At 70.4% G+C, this 14782-nt stretch carries 12 protein-coding genes; 7 read left to right on the top strand and 5 right to left on the bottom strand.

Annotated elements, in window-relative coordinates; all coding sequences use genetic code 11:
- Positions 1-219: 219 nt before the first annotated feature.
- Positions 220-2253, bottom strand: a complete 2034-nt coding sequence (locus WMF45_RS25525) for a multicopper oxidase family protein (protein WP_437719427.1) — start codon at positions 2251-2253, stop codon at positions 220-222.
- 443 nt (positions 2254-2696) lie between these two features.
- On the opposite strand from WMF45_RS25525, the gene WMF45_RS25520 reads away from it, so the two are divergent.
- Positions 2697-2915 (top strand): hypothetical protein, encoded by a 219-nt coding sequence (locus WMF45_RS25520; protein ID WP_437719426.1) that lies wholly within the window; start codon positions 2697-2699, stop codon positions 2913-2915.
- A 59-nt stretch (positions 2916-2974) separates the two neighbouring features.
- On the opposite strand, the gene WMF45_RS25515 is transcribed toward WMF45_RS25520, so the two are convergent.
- Positions 2975-3454 (bottom strand): DsrE family protein, encoded by a 480-nt coding sequence (locus WMF45_RS25515; protein WP_437719425.1) that lies wholly within the window; start codon positions 3452-3454, stop codon positions 2975-2977.
- A 312-nt stretch (positions 3455-3766) separates the two neighbouring features.
- Here WMF45_RS25515 and WMF45_RS25510 point away from each other — a divergent pair, with 312 nt between their 5' ends.
- Positions 3767-4447: a phosphoribosyltransferase gene (locus WMF45_RS25510; protein ID WP_437719424.1), complete on the top strand. Its 681-nt coding sequence runs from the start codon at positions 3767-3769 to the stop codon at positions 4445-4447.
- On the opposite strand, the gene WMF45_RS25505 is transcribed toward WMF45_RS25510, so the two are convergent.
- Positions 4348-6762, bottom strand: coding sequence for a heavy metal translocating P-type ATPase (locus WMF45_RS25505; protein WP_437719423.1), 2415 nt, complete (start codon positions 6760-6762; stop codon positions 4348-4350). The genes WMF45_RS25510 and WMF45_RS25505 overlap by 100 nt on opposite strands.
- Positions 6763-6951: 189 nt before the next feature.
- Here WMF45_RS25505 and WMF45_RS25500 point away from each other — a divergent pair, with 189 nt between their 5' ends.
- From WMF45_RS25500 to WMF45_RS25490, 3 genes are all read left to right on the top strand, one after another.
- The gene (locus WMF45_RS25500) at positions 6952-8166 is read left to right on the top strand and encodes an NrdH-redoxin (protein ID WP_437719422.1); all 1215 of its coding nucleotides are present in this window, start codon (positions 6952-6954) and stop codon (positions 8164-8166) included.
- Positions 8167-8523: 357 nt separating this feature from the next.
- Positions 8524-9873: a hypothetical protein gene (locus tag WMF45_RS25495; protein WP_437719421.1), complete on the top strand. Its 1350-nt coding sequence runs from the start codon at positions 8524-8526 to the stop codon at positions 9871-9873.
- On the top strand, positions 9860-11545 hold the full coding sequence (locus tag WMF45_RS25490; RefSeq protein ID WP_437719420.1) for a tetratricopeptide repeat protein: 1686 nt from the start codon (positions 9860-9862) through the stop codon (positions 11543-11545). Before WMF45_RS25495 ends, WMF45_RS25490 begins: the two co-directional genes overlap by 14 nt.
- Positions 11546-11592: 47 nt before the next feature.
- On the opposite strand, the gene WMF45_RS25485 is transcribed toward WMF45_RS25490, so the two are convergent.
- Together WMF45_RS25485 and WMF45_RS25480 are read right to left on the bottom strand one after the other, a co-directional pair.
- On the bottom strand, positions 11593-11868 hold the full coding sequence (locus WMF45_RS25485; RefSeq protein ID WP_437719419.1) for a hypothetical protein: 276 nt from the start codon (positions 11866-11868) through the stop codon (positions 11593-11595).
- The gene (locus WMF45_RS25480; RefSeq protein ID WP_437719418.1) at positions 11865-11993 is read right to left on the bottom strand and encodes a hypothetical protein; all 129 of its coding nucleotides are present in this window, start codon (positions 11991-11993) and stop codon (positions 11865-11867) included. Before WMF45_RS25480 ends, WMF45_RS25485 begins: the two co-directional genes overlap by 4 nt.
- Before the next feature lie 233 nt (positions 11994-12226).
- On the opposite strand from WMF45_RS25480, the gene WMF45_RS25475 reads away from it, so the two are divergent.
- On the top strand, positions 12227-13180 hold the full coding sequence (locus tag WMF45_RS25475) for a hypothetical protein (protein WP_437719417.1): 954 nt from the start codon (positions 12227-12229) through the stop codon (positions 13178-13180).
- Complete coding sequence (locus WMF45_RS25470; RefSeq protein WP_437719416.1) at positions 13174-14748, top strand: protein kinase; 1575 nt, start codon at positions 13174-13176, stop codon at positions 14746-14748. Before WMF45_RS25475 ends, WMF45_RS25470 begins: the two co-directional genes overlap by 7 nt.
- Positions 14749-14782 lie beyond the last annotated feature (34 nt).

Genomic DNA, 14782 nt, shown 5'->3' with positions numbered 1-14782 from the left:
CAAGACGCAAGACAGCGGTCACGACCAGGTGCACTGCGTCGACATCGCGCAGAGGGCATGAACCTCGACGTCGTAACGGCGGACCGAGACAGCGGGGGGCGTCGTCGGCGGCACCGGGCGGCGAGCCTCCCGGAGGGCTGCTCGTCGCCGCCATCGCGGCGCTCTTCGTCCTGCGATCCCGCGGCCGCGCGTGGAAGGCCTCGCCCCTCGTCGCGCCCCTCAGGTCGGCTGTCCCCGCTGGACGGGGCCGATGCGGTACGGCCGCATCATCTCGTTGTCTTCGTGCTCGAGGATGTGGCAGTGCCACACGTACTGGCCGGCGGTGGCGAAGCGCGCCCGGATGCGCGTCACCTCGCCTGGATAGGCGATCACCGTGTCCTTGTAGCCCGTCTCCCACGGCTCCCGCGGACGTGGAGCGCCGACGAGCGGCGGCAACTGCCCTTCCGACGAGGCCTCCATGTCCAGGGCCTGCCGATTGATCACCTCGAACACGGTCTCGTGGATGTGGATGGGATGGGCGTCGCCCGTCAAGTTGTGGAGCGCCCAGACCTCCGTCTCCCCCACCTGCGGATTCTCGGTGACCTCGTCCTCCCACGCCAGCAGCTCGACCTTATCGTCCTCGATCCTCCCGAGCAGCGCCGCCACCGGCGCATCCGGGAAGTCCACCGACGTGGCCTCGCTCAGGACGAGCGGTCGCGTCCTGTCCTCGCACGGCAGCGGCGGAGCGGGCGGCAACTGCAGGAAGCACGGCGGTGTGCTGTGATCGCATCCCGGCGTGCGCATCACGTCGAATGCCATGATCTGCCCGGTCGACGCCGGGTCCGCCCGGTCGAAATCGACGCCTGGCACGCCGCCGCGGAACGGCTCGTCCGGGCCGACGTTGGCGAGGATGTGGCGGCCCTTCGGGACACGGCCGAAGTCGACGATGAGATCCGCGCGCTCGGCCGGCGCCATGAGCAGCCTGTTGCCGTTGGTCGCGGTGAGGTTCACGGGTGAATCCAGAAAGCCGCCCTCGTTTCCGATCATCCAGACTTCCACGCCCGGGATCTGATTGAAATCCAGGATCAGGAAACGCGACTGGCAGCCGTTGAGGAAGCGGAAGCGGTAGCGGCGCTGTTTGACCGCCAGGAACGGCCAGGTATTGCCGTTCACCATGATCATGTTGCCGAAGAACTCGGGATTCCAGATCGGCGGGACGTCGGTTTGCGGGATGAACGGACCGGTGATTCCGTCGAAGAAGGCCCGGGTGTCCGGGTAGAACAGCGACCCGTCCGAGTTGAACGAGCGATCCTGGATCGCGATCGGGATCTCGCGATAGTGGGTGTTGGGGGCGTCGCCCCGCGAAGGGGCCGGGCCGGGGAGCACGGCCGGCCTGTGGGTGCGCGCGTCCAGCACCACGTCGCCCTGGCCGCCGCGGACCAGGTAGAAGCCCGCCGGACCGGCGTACACGTTCGCGCGCGTCATCCCCAGGGTGTGATCGTGATACCATTGGGTGGAGGCCCGACCCGTGTTCGGATACTGGGCGATCGCGAATCCAGGCCCCCAGGTCACGCCGAACTTGGCGAGCGCCTTCGCCGCGAAGAAATCGTACCAGGTCCCCTCGGTCGCGTACCCCGCTGGGATGTTGGCGTCGGCGGGCAGATACCACGCCTCGGCGTAACCGTCGCTCTCGTCGCCGACGTTCACGGCGCCGTGCACGTGGGTGACGATGGGCACGGGGCCGGTGTAACGTCCCGGCGTCTCCTTGAACTCCGGGCGCATGTCGCGGCCCTCGCTGCCTCCCGGCGGATTCGCCCAGTGCAAGGTCTGGTCGACCGGCAAGAGATGAGGCAAGTAGTTGCCGCCGGCGTCCACCAGCTCGTTGATCCATTTGATCCGCACCGGTCGTTCGTGATCCGCCTCGATCGTGAGCGACGGCGCGTGGAAGATACTGGGCTCGCCCTGGGCGACCTTCGGCCCGTATCCCCACACGGTCGTCGCCGGGTAGGGAGGAGGCAGGATCTGCTGCGCGAACTGCCGCACGGCGATCTCGTAGTAGTCGATGAACCGGCCGCCGTGGAGCGTGATCTTGCCCGCTCGCGGCATCGCGGGCGGGACGAGCATCGGCGTCACGTACTTGTCCACGACCAGCGGGTCGAGCGTGCCGCCGGGGATCGCCGCGCACGCCGTGCGAACGGAGCCGCCGACCCTGTCGAGGAGGAAAAGGGTCGTGCCCCCCGCCCCGATCTTGAAGAACTGACGTCGTGTGAACATCCCCCCACCCCCCGTGTCGAACACTGGCGCGCAAGCATAGAGGCGGTTCCCTTCGACGCAACCACGATGTCCTACCACGCGACTCTCATCATCGAGGCCGCAAGGCCGCGCCCGACACCGATGTTTGCAATCACACGCGCGCCTCGGCGCCGGGCACACGCCCGTGCGCCGAGCGAGCGTCAGCACACGAAATTGACGGTGATAGGTTGTGTCACGCCCTCGAACGGCTCCCACTCACCGTTCCGGGCAGCAACGTATCGGCTCGATAGCGCGCATTTCGTCGCGGCCGCACCGAACCCGTGACCCGGATCCGACACGAGGTGCACTGACACGGGCTTTCCGTCCGGGCGTGCCAGGGCCTCGCGCACCCCGGCAATACCGCTGCAGCGTCCGCCACGTGGTTGCCGTCGACATACGTGTTCCCGTCGCTCGAGAGGTCGACGGTGAGCATCGCCTCGGCCGACAGCCCGGATGCATGCGACGGCTCGGCCACCGGCGTCATCCTGCCGGGGCGGGGGCCCCACGCGCTCCACGCGCTCCACGCGCTCCACGCGCTCCACGCGCTCCACGCCCAGAGGGCGAACTGGATCGGGGTTGACCAGCGTGCCGCAGTCGATCGCCGCGACGACGCGGTGCACGCGGAGGCTCGGAGAAGTAGCTGAGCGAGCGATGGTTGTCGCGCTGAGCGCGCGGCGACCGCCGCCCCGGCGTCGCGCCTGGGTCAATACGAGAGGGAAATGACGTCCCCGCGCAGCTGATCGAGCACGGCCTGCAGGGTCGCGGGTTTGGCGCCCTCGACGAGCTCCTCGGCCTTCACCCCTGCAACCTGCATGCAATGCGGGCAGACGAACACCTTGGCTCCCTTGGCCATCGCGGCGGCCAGGAGCTCCTTCACGGGGCGCTCGCCCGCGAGCGCGACGCTGTCCGAGAGATTTCGAGACACGAGCGCGGGTGCGTGCACGTTGAAGTACAGGATCGTGGACCACCCGGCATCCAGCGAGTTGCTCGCGGCCATGAGGGCCATGGTCGCCGCGTGCACATCCTCCTGGCCGCTGGTCACGTTGAACAACAAGGTCCGCTGGCGGGCGTCCTCCGCGGTGGCGGGCTGCTTCGGCGGCGAGGCGCAGCCGGCCCCGGCCGAGACGGCGGAAGCGATCGCCAGCCCCAGCATCCATGCGCGATACACAGCTCGATTCGACATTGCTGCTCCCTCTCGATCGGCGCCGCCAGCTCGGGTGGACTCTTCACTGAGCCTCGCGTCGCGGCCAGCTCGCGCTCGATCGCACGCCTGCCACCTCGTAGTACAGTTGGTCCAGTCTGGCGGCTCAGCAGGATGGATAAGCAGCCCGCGTGCCGCTGCGCTCGTCGCGTCCAGACATCGCGCGCGGACGCGGCCAGAGACGCGGCCAGACCAGAGCGGCCCGGTGGTCTCAGGCGCGATGCGTGGCGAGACAATTGCACCCTGCACCGAGCGCCGCCGGAGATCCCAGCGACGCCGGATGGAGAGGGGAACATGCCGTTTCGAGATCGGGCCGACGCCGGCCGCCAGCTCGCGTCGCGGCTGACCGCCTATGCGGGGCGGGAGGACGTGACCCTCCTGGCGCTGCCGCGGGGCGGGGTGCCAGTGGGCTTCGAGGTAGCGAAGCTGCTGCGGGTGCCGCTGGACGTGCTGATTGCGCGCCGGATCGTGGCCCCGGACAATGATCACATGACGATCGGCGCCGTCGCGAGCGGCGGCGTTCGGGTCGTCGATGAAGAGCTCTGCCGTGCGCTGGGGGTCTCGGACAGGACGGTGCAATGGCTCGTCGATGTGGAGGCCCGGGAGGTGGAGCGCCTGGAGCGCGTCTATTATGGCTGCCACAGGGCGCCTGACATCCGGGATCGGACGCTTCTCCTCGTCGACGACGGCGTGGCGACCGGAGCGAGCATGCGCGCCGCCGTGACGGCCGTCGAGCAAGGCGGCCCGGCGGGCATCGTCATCGCGGTCCCCGTCGCATCGTATGCCGCGGTCGCGCAGCTCTCGGGGCGGGCACGCGAGTTCGTGTACTGCTATATCCGGGATCCCGTCTATTCGGTCGGGCTCTGGTACGAGGATTACTCGCCGGTGTCCGAGCAGGATGTCTGCCGGCTCCTCGGAGAGTCGCTCGATCCGACCGCATCGCGCCACGGCGCCGCCGGCGCGTCTGCGTGGTAGCGCTCGCTCAGCGACGCATAGAGCTCCTCCTCTTGCGCGAAATGGAGCCGCAGCACCGCGTGGAGCCCGTAGAGGATCCGCTGGAAATCCTGCACGTCCGCGGCCGTGGGCCCGCGCGGGTCGAGCTCTCCGAGCAGCTGCTCGTACAGCCGGATCAGGCGGAAGATCTCCCGGTGCGTCGCGCTCATGGGCGCCAGAGGATCCTCGCCGCCGAGCAGCCGGGAGATGACCGGATAGACCTCGGCGTCGTCGGCGCGCTCGTGCGGGAGGAGCCGCTCGCGGAGGAAGCGGTCGAGCGCATCGAGCTCTGCGCGCGCCGCCTCCCTCGCCAGGTGGTCGATGCGCTCGGCGACGACCCGCACCCGATCGAGCATCGGGATGAGCTGGTCGTGCTCCAGCTCCAGCCGGCGGCTCATGGCCTCCCCGAGGGCTGGCCTCCTCGCGCCGCGCCCGCCGCTCTGCGCCCGCAGCGCGCTCAGGATCGCGGCGACGTCGATCGCCTCCTGCAGCAGCGCGCCGGCGGCGGCCGGCAGGAAGCCGAACGCCGCCGCGCCCATCGCGAAGAGCGACAGCCCCATGCCGAGGATCGCGCTTTGCGCGGCGATCGCGCGGGCGCGGCGCGCGATCGTCACGGCCTCGGCGAAGCGATCGAGCCTGTCCACCACCAGCACCACGTCGGCCGCCTCGGCGGACGAGGTGGCCCCGCGCGCGCCCATCGCGACGCCGACGTCGGCGGCGGCGAGCGCTGGAGCGTCGTTGATCCCGTCGCCGATCATCACGGTGAGCCCCTCGGCGCGCGCCTCGCGCACGGCGGCGACCTTCTCCTCCGGCGAGCGCTGGGCGAGCACGCGATCCACGCCGAGCGTGGCGCCGACCGTCTCTGCGACGAGGGGGTGATCGCCCGTCACCATCACGACACGGCGAACGCCGACCCGCCGCAGCGCCCGCAAGGTCCGCGGCGCATCGGGGCGGATCGGGTCGTCGAGCGTCAGCGCGCCGACGACGCTGCTGTCCACGGCCACGAACACGGTCATCGCACCGGCGCGGGACGCGCGGCGCCGGAACGCGCGGGCGTCCTCCGGGAGCGGCGCGCCCTGCGCCGCCCATTCGGCGCTCCCCACGCGGACGGCGCGCCCGTCCACCCGGCCCGTCATGCCGGCGCCGGCCGCCTCCTGAGCGCCCTCCGGGAAGGACAGCGCGAGGCGACGCTCGCGGGCAGCGTGCACCAGGGCCGCGGAGAGCGGGTGCGACGAGATCTGCTCGAGGGACGCCGCGAGGCGGAGCACCTCCGTGTCGTCCTCGATCGACCGGAAGCACGTGACTCCGGTCACGCGCGGGCCGCCGAACGTGAGCGTGCCTGTCTTGTCGAGGAGCAGTATCTCCGCCCGGGCGAGGGCCTCGAGCGCGGCGCCGCCCTTCACCACGATGCCGCGCCGGGCCGAGCGCGAGATGCCGCCGACGATCGCGATGGGCACCGCGAGGAGCAGCGGGCAGGGGGTCGCGACGACGAGCACGGCGAGCCCGCGGCCGGCGTCGCCGGAGAGCCCCCACGCCGCGGCGGCCATGGCGAGCGAGAGCGCGGCGAACACCATGGCATGGCGATCGGCGAGGCGGGCGAGCGGCGCCTTCGAGGCGGACGCCTGCCGCACGAGGCGGACGATGCCGGCGTACGTGCTCTCGTCCGCGCTCGCGACGGCGCGGAGCTCGAAGGCCGCGCCGGCGTTCGTGGTCCCGCTGCCCACGCGGTCGCCAGGTGCCTTCTCGACCGGCCGCGGCTCTCCGGTCAGCGCCGATTCATCGAGGAGCGCCCGCGCGCCCACGACGACCCCGTCGACCGGCACGATCTCGCCCGGCTTGACCAGCAGGCGGTCGCCGGGGACGACGGCGCCGATCGGGATGGTCGTGACGTCGGTCCCCTCGCGGCGGTGGGCGGTGCGGGGAGCGCGAGCGAGGAGGGCGGAGAGCTCGCGCCGCGCGCGCGCGGCCGCGTACCCCTCCAGGGCGCTGCCGGTCGCCATCATCGCCCCGATCAGCGCGCCGGCCAGGTACTCCCGGAGCAAGAGCGCGCCGCCGATGGCGAGGAGCGCGATGACGTCGACGCCGGCCCGCTTCTTCAGCACGTCGGCCAGGATGCGCGCGCCCACCAGGGCGAGCGCGATGAGCGCGCCGGCCGCCCAGAGCATGTCTCCTAGACGCGCGCGTCCTTCGAGGTGCGCCGCGGCGCCGCCCAGCAAGCCGGAGAGCGTCGACACGACGAGCGCGCCGCTCCTCAAGGACGGCCGCTCGGGCCCAGGTGCGTCGCGCTGTGACACCATGGACTATGCTCGCGGGATCGCTGTGATGTGTCCGCCAGACCCAGCAATCGCTGTGCCCTGTAAACGCGCGTTATGCATCACGAGCCACGTTCGAGGCCGCTCGCTGCGCTTGTGAACCGCGCTCGTGGGCTGCGCTCGTGGACTGCTCACGTGATCCGCTGAGCATGCATCGTGCGACAGCCGCTCCGCATGCGACCTGCCGTCGTCGTGCGAGCGCTGGTGGCGTGCGTGCTCGCCTTCTCGCTTCTCTGGAGCGACTCCGGGCGAGCTGCGCCGATCGAGCCGCGCGCCGATGTGGAGCTGTTCGCCCGTAAAGGATGCCCTCGATGCGACGAGGCCAAGCGCTTCCTGACCGAGCTCGAGGGCCGTCGGCCCGGCCTGCGTACGATCGTCGCGGATGTCGTCGAGGACCGCGCGGCGCTCGACCGGCTGAGGGCGATCGCGGAGGGGCAGTCGACCGCCGCCGTGAGCGTCCCCGCGTTCTATGTGCGCGGGGTGCTCGTCGTTGGGTACGCCGGGCGCGACGCGACGGGCCGGCGCATCGAGGCGTTGCTCGACAGCGCGCCGCCGCCGCCCACCGCGGCCGGCGAGCCTGCCGCGTCGTGTCCGCTCGAGCCGGAGCAGCCGCCGTGCCCAGCCAACGGCGCCGCGCCGCGCGCGGGCGTCGTCGACGTGCCCGTCCTCGGGCGACTGGACGTCCGCGATCTTGGCCTGCCGGCGTTCACCGTCCTCCTGGGGCTCGTGGACGGCTTCAACCCGTGCGCCATGTGGGTGCTCCTCTTTCTCCTCTCCTTCCTCGCCACGCTGCGGAGCCGGGCGAAGATGCTGCTGATTGCCGGCGTGTTCGTGCTCGTGAGCGGTCTCGCCTATTTCGCCTTCATGGCTGCCTGGCTGAACTTCTTCCTCCTGGTCGGCGCCTCGCGTGCCGTGCAGATCGCGCTGGGAGCCATCGCCGTGCTCGCCGGTTCGGTCCACATCAAGGACTTCTTCGCGTGGAAGCGGGGCGTGTCGCTCAGCATCCCTGAGCCGGTGAAGCCGGGGATCTACGCGAGGATGCGGGCCGTCGTCAGGGCGGAGAGCCTGGCCTCCGCGCTCGTGGCCGCGGGCGTCCTCGCCGTCATGGTCAACGTGGTCGAGCTGCTCTGCACCGCGGGCCTGCCGGCGCTCTACACCCAGCTCCTCGCCGAGAAGCGCCTCCCCGCGTGGCAGCACTACGCCTATCTCGGGCTCTACAACGTGGCCTACATGGCGGACGACATGATCATGGTCGGCATCGCGGTGGCGACGTTGAGCCGCCGCAAGCTGCAGGAGAGAGAGGGACGATGGCTCAAGCTGCTGAGCGGAGCGATCATGGTGCTGCTCGGTCTGCTCCTGCTGTTCAAGCCCGCCTGGCTGGCCTCGTGATCGCCGGGGAGGGGTCCTGGCGGCTGGTGGATCCTGGACGAGCCGAGGCGCGTCCACCCCGGAGATGGGTGCGACCCATCTTTTGTTGGAGGCGTGTTCTTCTGGATCAGGCTCCGCAGCGCATCAAGGATGGATCGCCCCGTCGAGGAGCGGTCTACCGAGGTAAGCGAGAAGAGCGCGCTGGATGCTTGTGCCGAGGCAGCGATGCGTGGAGGGTGGTTCGTGCGGCTCGGGTGCTCGCCGTGGCGAAGGGGGGAAGCCGTCGCCATCGCGCCAGTCCGGCGGGGGGACGCGGGCGGCGGTGACGCTGCCGTGCAGCCAGGCTTGTGGTAGCGTCCGCCCCGGAGCTCCTCTGCCATGAGCAACGCCCCGATCGCCACTCTCCGCGGCCATGCGGTCTCCAGCCGCGTGCTGACCCCGCCGCCCGCGCAGAACCTGGACGATGCCGTCCGCCTCTGCGACCCCTACTCGCCGCTGGACCCCCGGGAAGATTCCAGCCTGTTCGCCAACCTGACGGCCATCCGCGGCAGCGATCGCCTTGGCCGGATCGTCCGCAACATCCGTCGGTCCGGTGGGATCCCAACCCTCCACTTCGTCAGCGGTCACCTCGGGAGCGGGAAGACCACCGAGCTCCTCCGGATGAAGGTCCAGCTGGAGACGGCCTCTCACGGCGCTCCGCTCGCGACGGTCCTGTTCCTCGACGCCGACGTGATGCTGAACCGGACCGACATCGACCTCGAGGACATCCTCCTCGCGCTGTGGAAGCTCGTTTATGAGCAGCGGAAGGCGGCGGCCGTGAAGGTGCTCATGCCGCTGTGGAGGGACCAGATCAAGGAGGCGCTGAGCAAGACGATCACCAACCTTCCCGGCGACATCTCGGAGGCCCTCACCCGGATCCTCGGCGAGGTCCGACTGCCGAGCGCGGAGCGCCGGAAGGATATCCGCACTGCTCTGCGTTCCACGACGGCCGTGCTGATCGAGGGGCTGAACAAGGCCTTCGCCGCGACCAGGGAGGCGCCGGACGACGGCGCGGGTCCGCTGGTGGTGCTGATCGACAACATGGAGAAGCTGAGCCAGGCACACCATGAGGGGGTGGAGCGGCTCTACCGGGAGCGGATGGGCGCCCTGAAGAGCCTCGACGCGCACCTCGTCATCACGGTTCCGCTGTACCTCTGTTACGCGCCGGCCGGCGCGGGGCTGAGCGGGCTCTACGGCGGCGAGATCGTCGTCGTGCCGATGATCGAGGTCCGCCGGCGCGCCGCGGAGGGCGGTGGGGACAACCAGGGCGGCGTGACCGCGCTGGTAGACTTGCTCAAGAAGCGAGTGCAGTTCGATCGTCTATTCGAGGAAGGCGACAGGGCGGCGGAGCGAATCGCGCGCCTCAGCGGCGGCTGCATCCGGCACGCGCTCCACATGGTGCGGGCAGCGAGCAATGAGCACGATGACCCTCCGGTGACCGCGGCCTCGGTAGAGCGGGCCGCCGCCATCTTGCAGGCCGATTTCGAGCGGGCGCTGCCTGAGCGATATGTGCCGATTCTGCGCCACATCGCAGAGACGAATCGATTTCCGGATCAGTGCGAGGAAGGGGTGAAGCGCGACCTGCTGCTCAACCTGTTCGTCCTCGAATATCAGAACGGCGGTCCGGACCCGTGGCACGCGGTCCACCCGCTCGTGGAGCGGTGCCGGAAGTACCGTGAGCACGGGTGAACCTGCGGGCGGGGGGGCGTACCTGCCGGGGTCGGCTGCCGAGCCCATCGCCGACCTGACCGACGAGTCCGAGGAGCGGCTCAGGGCGCTCCGCCGGGGACTGCGGCGCGCGGACCGGTTCGCGTTGTTCGTGGTGCTGGCGTCTGGCGCAGCGCGGGCCGAGGTGTTGCGGCGGATGCGAGGATGGAGCGGGCAGGAGGGGCTCCCGGCGTTCCAGTTCCTGCCGGATGGAGCGCAGGGCGTGCGCGCCGTGGAAGAGCTCCTGGAGACCGCGGGGCCTGTCCAGCCGCTCCGGGGTGTCGTCGTGCCAGATACAGCGTCGTTGCTCGACACAGCGGAAGGTCGCGCAATTCAGGCGCTCAACGTCGCGCGCGATACGTTGGCGCGCGTGATCGTGGGACCGCTCGTGCTGGTGCTTTCGCCGGACCGCGCCGCCGATCTGCCCCGGGTGGCGCCTGATCTGTTCGACGTGCGATCAGGGACATGCGAGGTGGAAGCGCTCCCGGGCGCCACGCTGGGCGATTCAGCACTGCCCGAAGAAGCGCGACGCCCGGCGGGATCCACCGATGAGCTGGACGAGTTGAGGGCGACAGCAGCCCGGCTTCACGAGGCGATGGCTTCGCCGGAGGCGCCGCCGCCGGCCGCGCTGGCGGATGCATGGCTGAATCTCGGGCAGAAGCTGCTGGTTCATCACCATGCCCTCGACGAAGCGCTGGTTAGCGCAAGAGAGGCGAGGCGCCTGGCGGAGGGGATCGGCTATCATGGCGCAGTTGCGGCTGCCCTGGTCCTTGAAGGCGAAGTGGCGAGGTTCCGTGACGATCTCGAACGCTCGAGGAAGGCATACGAGAATGGCCTGGAGATCTCCCGTGCGGCCCAGGATCGCCTTGGCGAGGCCACCTGCCTGAAGCACCTTGGCGACCTCGACATGCGCGTCGACGACCTCGATGCCGCTCGCGCCTCCCACACCCTCGCTCTGGCCATCTTTCGCGAGGTTCGCGATCGCCTCGGCGAGGCCAACTGCCTTCAGAGCCTTGGCGACGTCGAAAGGCGCGTTTTAAACCTCGATGCCGCTCGCGCCTCCCACACCCTCGCTCTGGCCATCTTTCGCGAGATTCGCGATCGCCTCGGCGAGGCCAACTGCCTTCAGAGCCTTGGTCTCGTGGCGCTTGCGGCCGGCGAGCCCGAGGAAGCCTTTCAGCGCTTCCTGGAGGTGCTCGCCCGCCATCGCGAGATGCGGAATCAACTTGGCGAGCAGGCTGTTCACGGCTACCTCGCACACACAGCCGCGGCTGTCGGCGCTCCGGACCAGGCGTTGATCCTCGCAGAGCGCGCCCTGGACATCGGCAGGCGGATATACGATCGCTTTGGTCAGAGAATCACACTGGAGCTCCAGCTCCGCCTCTTCAGCCTGCAGGACGACGAGGCGTCCTTCGCCACCGCCCTCCTACTCCGCGATCTCTGCACCTCCCTCCGCGAGGTCGAGTTCCCCGAGGACTACGCTGCCCTCCTTGAACAGGCGCAGCGCACGCTGTCCGCCGAGGCGTGGGCCGACCTCCAGGAACATGCCGAAGCCATCCGCCTGGCGGCCATCGCTGCAGCCTCGCAGCGCCTCCAGGACGCCGGCCGCGACCCCTACGCCCTCCCCAGCCCTCCTGATGCCACGACTCCGTGACTCTTCAGCCGTTCAGGGCGCGTCGCGGCCTGTGTCCGCGAGAGCGCTCAGGGCGCGTGCTCCTCGACGGGGATCGCGGAGCTCGTCCCGGTGCCGTCGCCGAGCTGACCCAGGGTGCCTCTGCCCCAGCACAGGACCTGGCCAGGGCCCGTGGGGCCGCACGCCCCCTCGACGAGCGCGCACGTGTGGAAGATGCCGGCGCTCACCGCGACGACCTTGGCGAGGGGTCGGAGCTGGCTGTCGATGGCGAAGGTCGCCTGCTCGGTCAACGCGATCTGCGTGATTGTCGCCGCGCCGAGCGACGCGGGAAAAAGCACGCTCATCGGCGTGCTCGATAGACCGCCATCGCGTGCGGAACACCCAGCTGGCCGAACGAGTTGTCCCCCCGGCAGGTGAGAGAGCCGTCATGCCGGATCGCGCACGTATGGCTGGCGCCCGCAGCCACCATGATTCCGTGCGCCTCGCCCCTCCGCGGCCATGGACCGCCGCGTGAGCCGTCACCCGTTGCTGCGCTTTTCTCGACTACAGATGAGAAATTTCGGCGCGTGCGCGCAATGCAAGGACGGAACACGCAGCGCTTCTGCACGCTCGCCCGGGTCAGCGATGTGATATCAATGGCAACGCCGCGCTGAACGGGTCAGCGCGGCGTTGTGGTCCCCCTCGTTTGCGCCGATGTGAACCGTGCGTGCGTCTAGTCTACGAGGCCATCTGTGGCAAGCGGCCGCCCTGGCAGCCGTCCTTGCCTCCACGTTCCAAGCCGCGGCCGCGGACCCTCCCCCGCGGGCCCGCGAGGTCCAGGAGCTCATCGACGAGGCGGAGAAGGCCGCCAAGCGGCTCGAGCTCGCTCGCGCTCGCGATCTCTGGGCGCGGGTCAACGCGCTCGAGCCCTCGACGATGGCCGTGTGTCAGCTCGGGGTGTTCGACTTGCGGCTCGAGCGCATCGAGAAGGCCGCGGAGGAGCTCACCGCGTGCGTCGAGCAGATGCCCGAGCCAACCAACGACGTCGAGCGCCGTCGCTACGAGGTGAGACGCGCCGATCTCGCGGCGGTGCGGCAACGCGTGGCCGAGCTCCACGTGAGCGCCCCGCGGGGCACGGCGCGGATCCTCGTGGACGGTCGCAAGGTGAGCGAGGGCCGTTCCGTCTTCGTCGCGCCCGGACAGCACGAGGTGACGGCGACCGGACCGCAGGGGCAAGAAGCCCGTGCGGCCGTGAAGGTGGCAGAGGGCGAGTCGCAGCACGTGTCGCTCGCCTTCAAGACCACGAAGGCTGCCGCAAGTGCTCCAGCGCAGGCGCGCAATCGTTGGATCATCGGCTCCGGCGCGGCCGCATCGGCGGCCCTGCTCGGCGCCGGCGCAGGGCTTCACGTCGCAGGCGACTTCGCCGGGCGCGAAACCGTCGCCAAGGTGGCCCGCCTGAACGACGGCTCGATGCTCCACAGCAGCGCGGAGTACCGCCAGATCTATGACGAAGCGGATGCGGCCGACACGCGAGCGAGCCTGTTCCGTGGCCTGGGCTCGGCTGCGCTCGTCGCCGGCGCCGCGCTCGGTGCAGCGACGATCGTCTACGTCGTCTGGCCGCGGAAGGCCGAGATCCGCCCGCGAGGCGCCGGCGCGGAGGTCACGCTCGTATGGTAGCGGCGGGTGAAATCTGGGAAGGCCACGAGCTGCTCAACGAGGAACGCGGCCTGGTCCGTCATTTCCTCGCGCGGCAGGTCGGCGACAAAGGAGACCTCGTCTGGTTGCACGTCCACGAGGGCGCGGGCCTCGACGCGGGCGCGTTTGCTGAGGAACTCGCGCGCCTGCAGCGCCTCTCCGACGACGTCCCGGAGATCGTCCGCGTGCTCTACGGGGGGGTGAGCGGCTCCGTCGCGTGGGCAGCGACCCCCGTGCTCAGCGGCGCGGTCCCGCTCCTCGACGCCATGCGCGGGCAGGACCTCGGCTCGGCCGCGCTCAAGGTGCTGATCGACCTTGGCCGCTGTCTCGAGCGCGCTCATGAGCTCTCCATGATCCATGGCGCCCTCAGTCCGGACCGTGTCTTCGTCGTGAGCGAGGGCCGGTACGCGATAACGCACTTCGGATTCGTTCGGCTCTTTCAGCTCGGCCCAGACGACGCTCTGCGCGATCCGTACGGGTACGCACCGCCGGAGCGCTTCTCCGGTGGACGCATAGGACTTCGCGCGGATGTCTACGGCTTCGGCACCGTCATGTACGAGCTCTTGTGCCAACGCCCCCTCTCGATGTGGACCGAGCCCACGAGCTTCCCCGTCGGGATGCCTCTGATGCTTCGGATGATGATCAAGGGGGCCCTCGAGGAGAACCCCAAGCGACGGCTGGTGAGCGTCCGAAGGATGCTCCTTGTTCTGACGCCCTTCGCCCGCGCGTGGGAAGAGCTCGGCGAGCCGCCGGAGCTTCCCCACGCGGACATCTTCGCCGCGCCGTCCGGCGCGCGGCGCAAGCTGGACGAAGAAGCGCCGATCTCGATGGAGGACGAGGCGGAACCGCTCGGCTCGGGTGAACAGGTGGGCCGAGCCAGCGCGGTGCCCACGCCGCGCCCCTCGGAAGCGCCCGACACGGCCAGGAGCGCGCCGCCGCGGGACGCGCAGGACCACGCCACCCACGCGGCGCCGGTTGCACCGCCGCGCCCTCCCGATACGCCCGACACGCTCAAGAGCGCCGTCCCGCCGCGGGACGCGCGGGATCACGTCGCCCACGCGCCGCCGGTTGCGCCGTCGGCGCCTCCAGCGCCCGAGCTCCCGGACCTCGATCCGCGGCTGCCGGTAGCGTCGGCGCCTTCGATCGCTCCGCCTTCTCCGCTGCTGCCGGTCGCGCCGGCGCCCTCGACCCCTCGGGAGTCAAGCACCACCCCGGAGCGACGCTCCCGCGCGCGCTGGTACGGTGCGGTGCTCGCGCTGGCGTTCGTGCTGGGCAGCGCGGCCGCGGTCCTCTGGCGCGAGCCCCCCCGCCGAGCCGCGCCATGCCTGGGGCCGGTGGTCCAGGCTGCTGCGGTTCGAGCCACGCCGCCGCCCTCCGCTCGACCGCTCGCTCGAGGCCCTGAGCCGCTCCCCGAGGCTGCGCCGCCGCCCGTCCCGCCGCGGCCTCGCGCGACCCGCCCCGCCGCTCCCGCACGGCAGGCCATGAAGACGCCGACCCAGGAGTTCGATCCCTGCGACGGCCTGATCCCTTGTCAGAAGGACTTTTACTGAGCGGCGGGAGGGGTTCTGATGCGGTCGAGCGCTT

The sequence above is a fragment of the Sorangium sp. So ce448 genome, from assembly GCF_051520915.1.
Taxonomy (GTDB): Bacteria; Myxococcota_A; Polyangia; order Polyangiales; family Polyangiaceae; genus Sorangium; species Sorangium cellulosum_B.
Note: the sequence above shows the minus strand (reverse complement) of the source record. Positions and strands in the feature narration are given on the sequence as shown.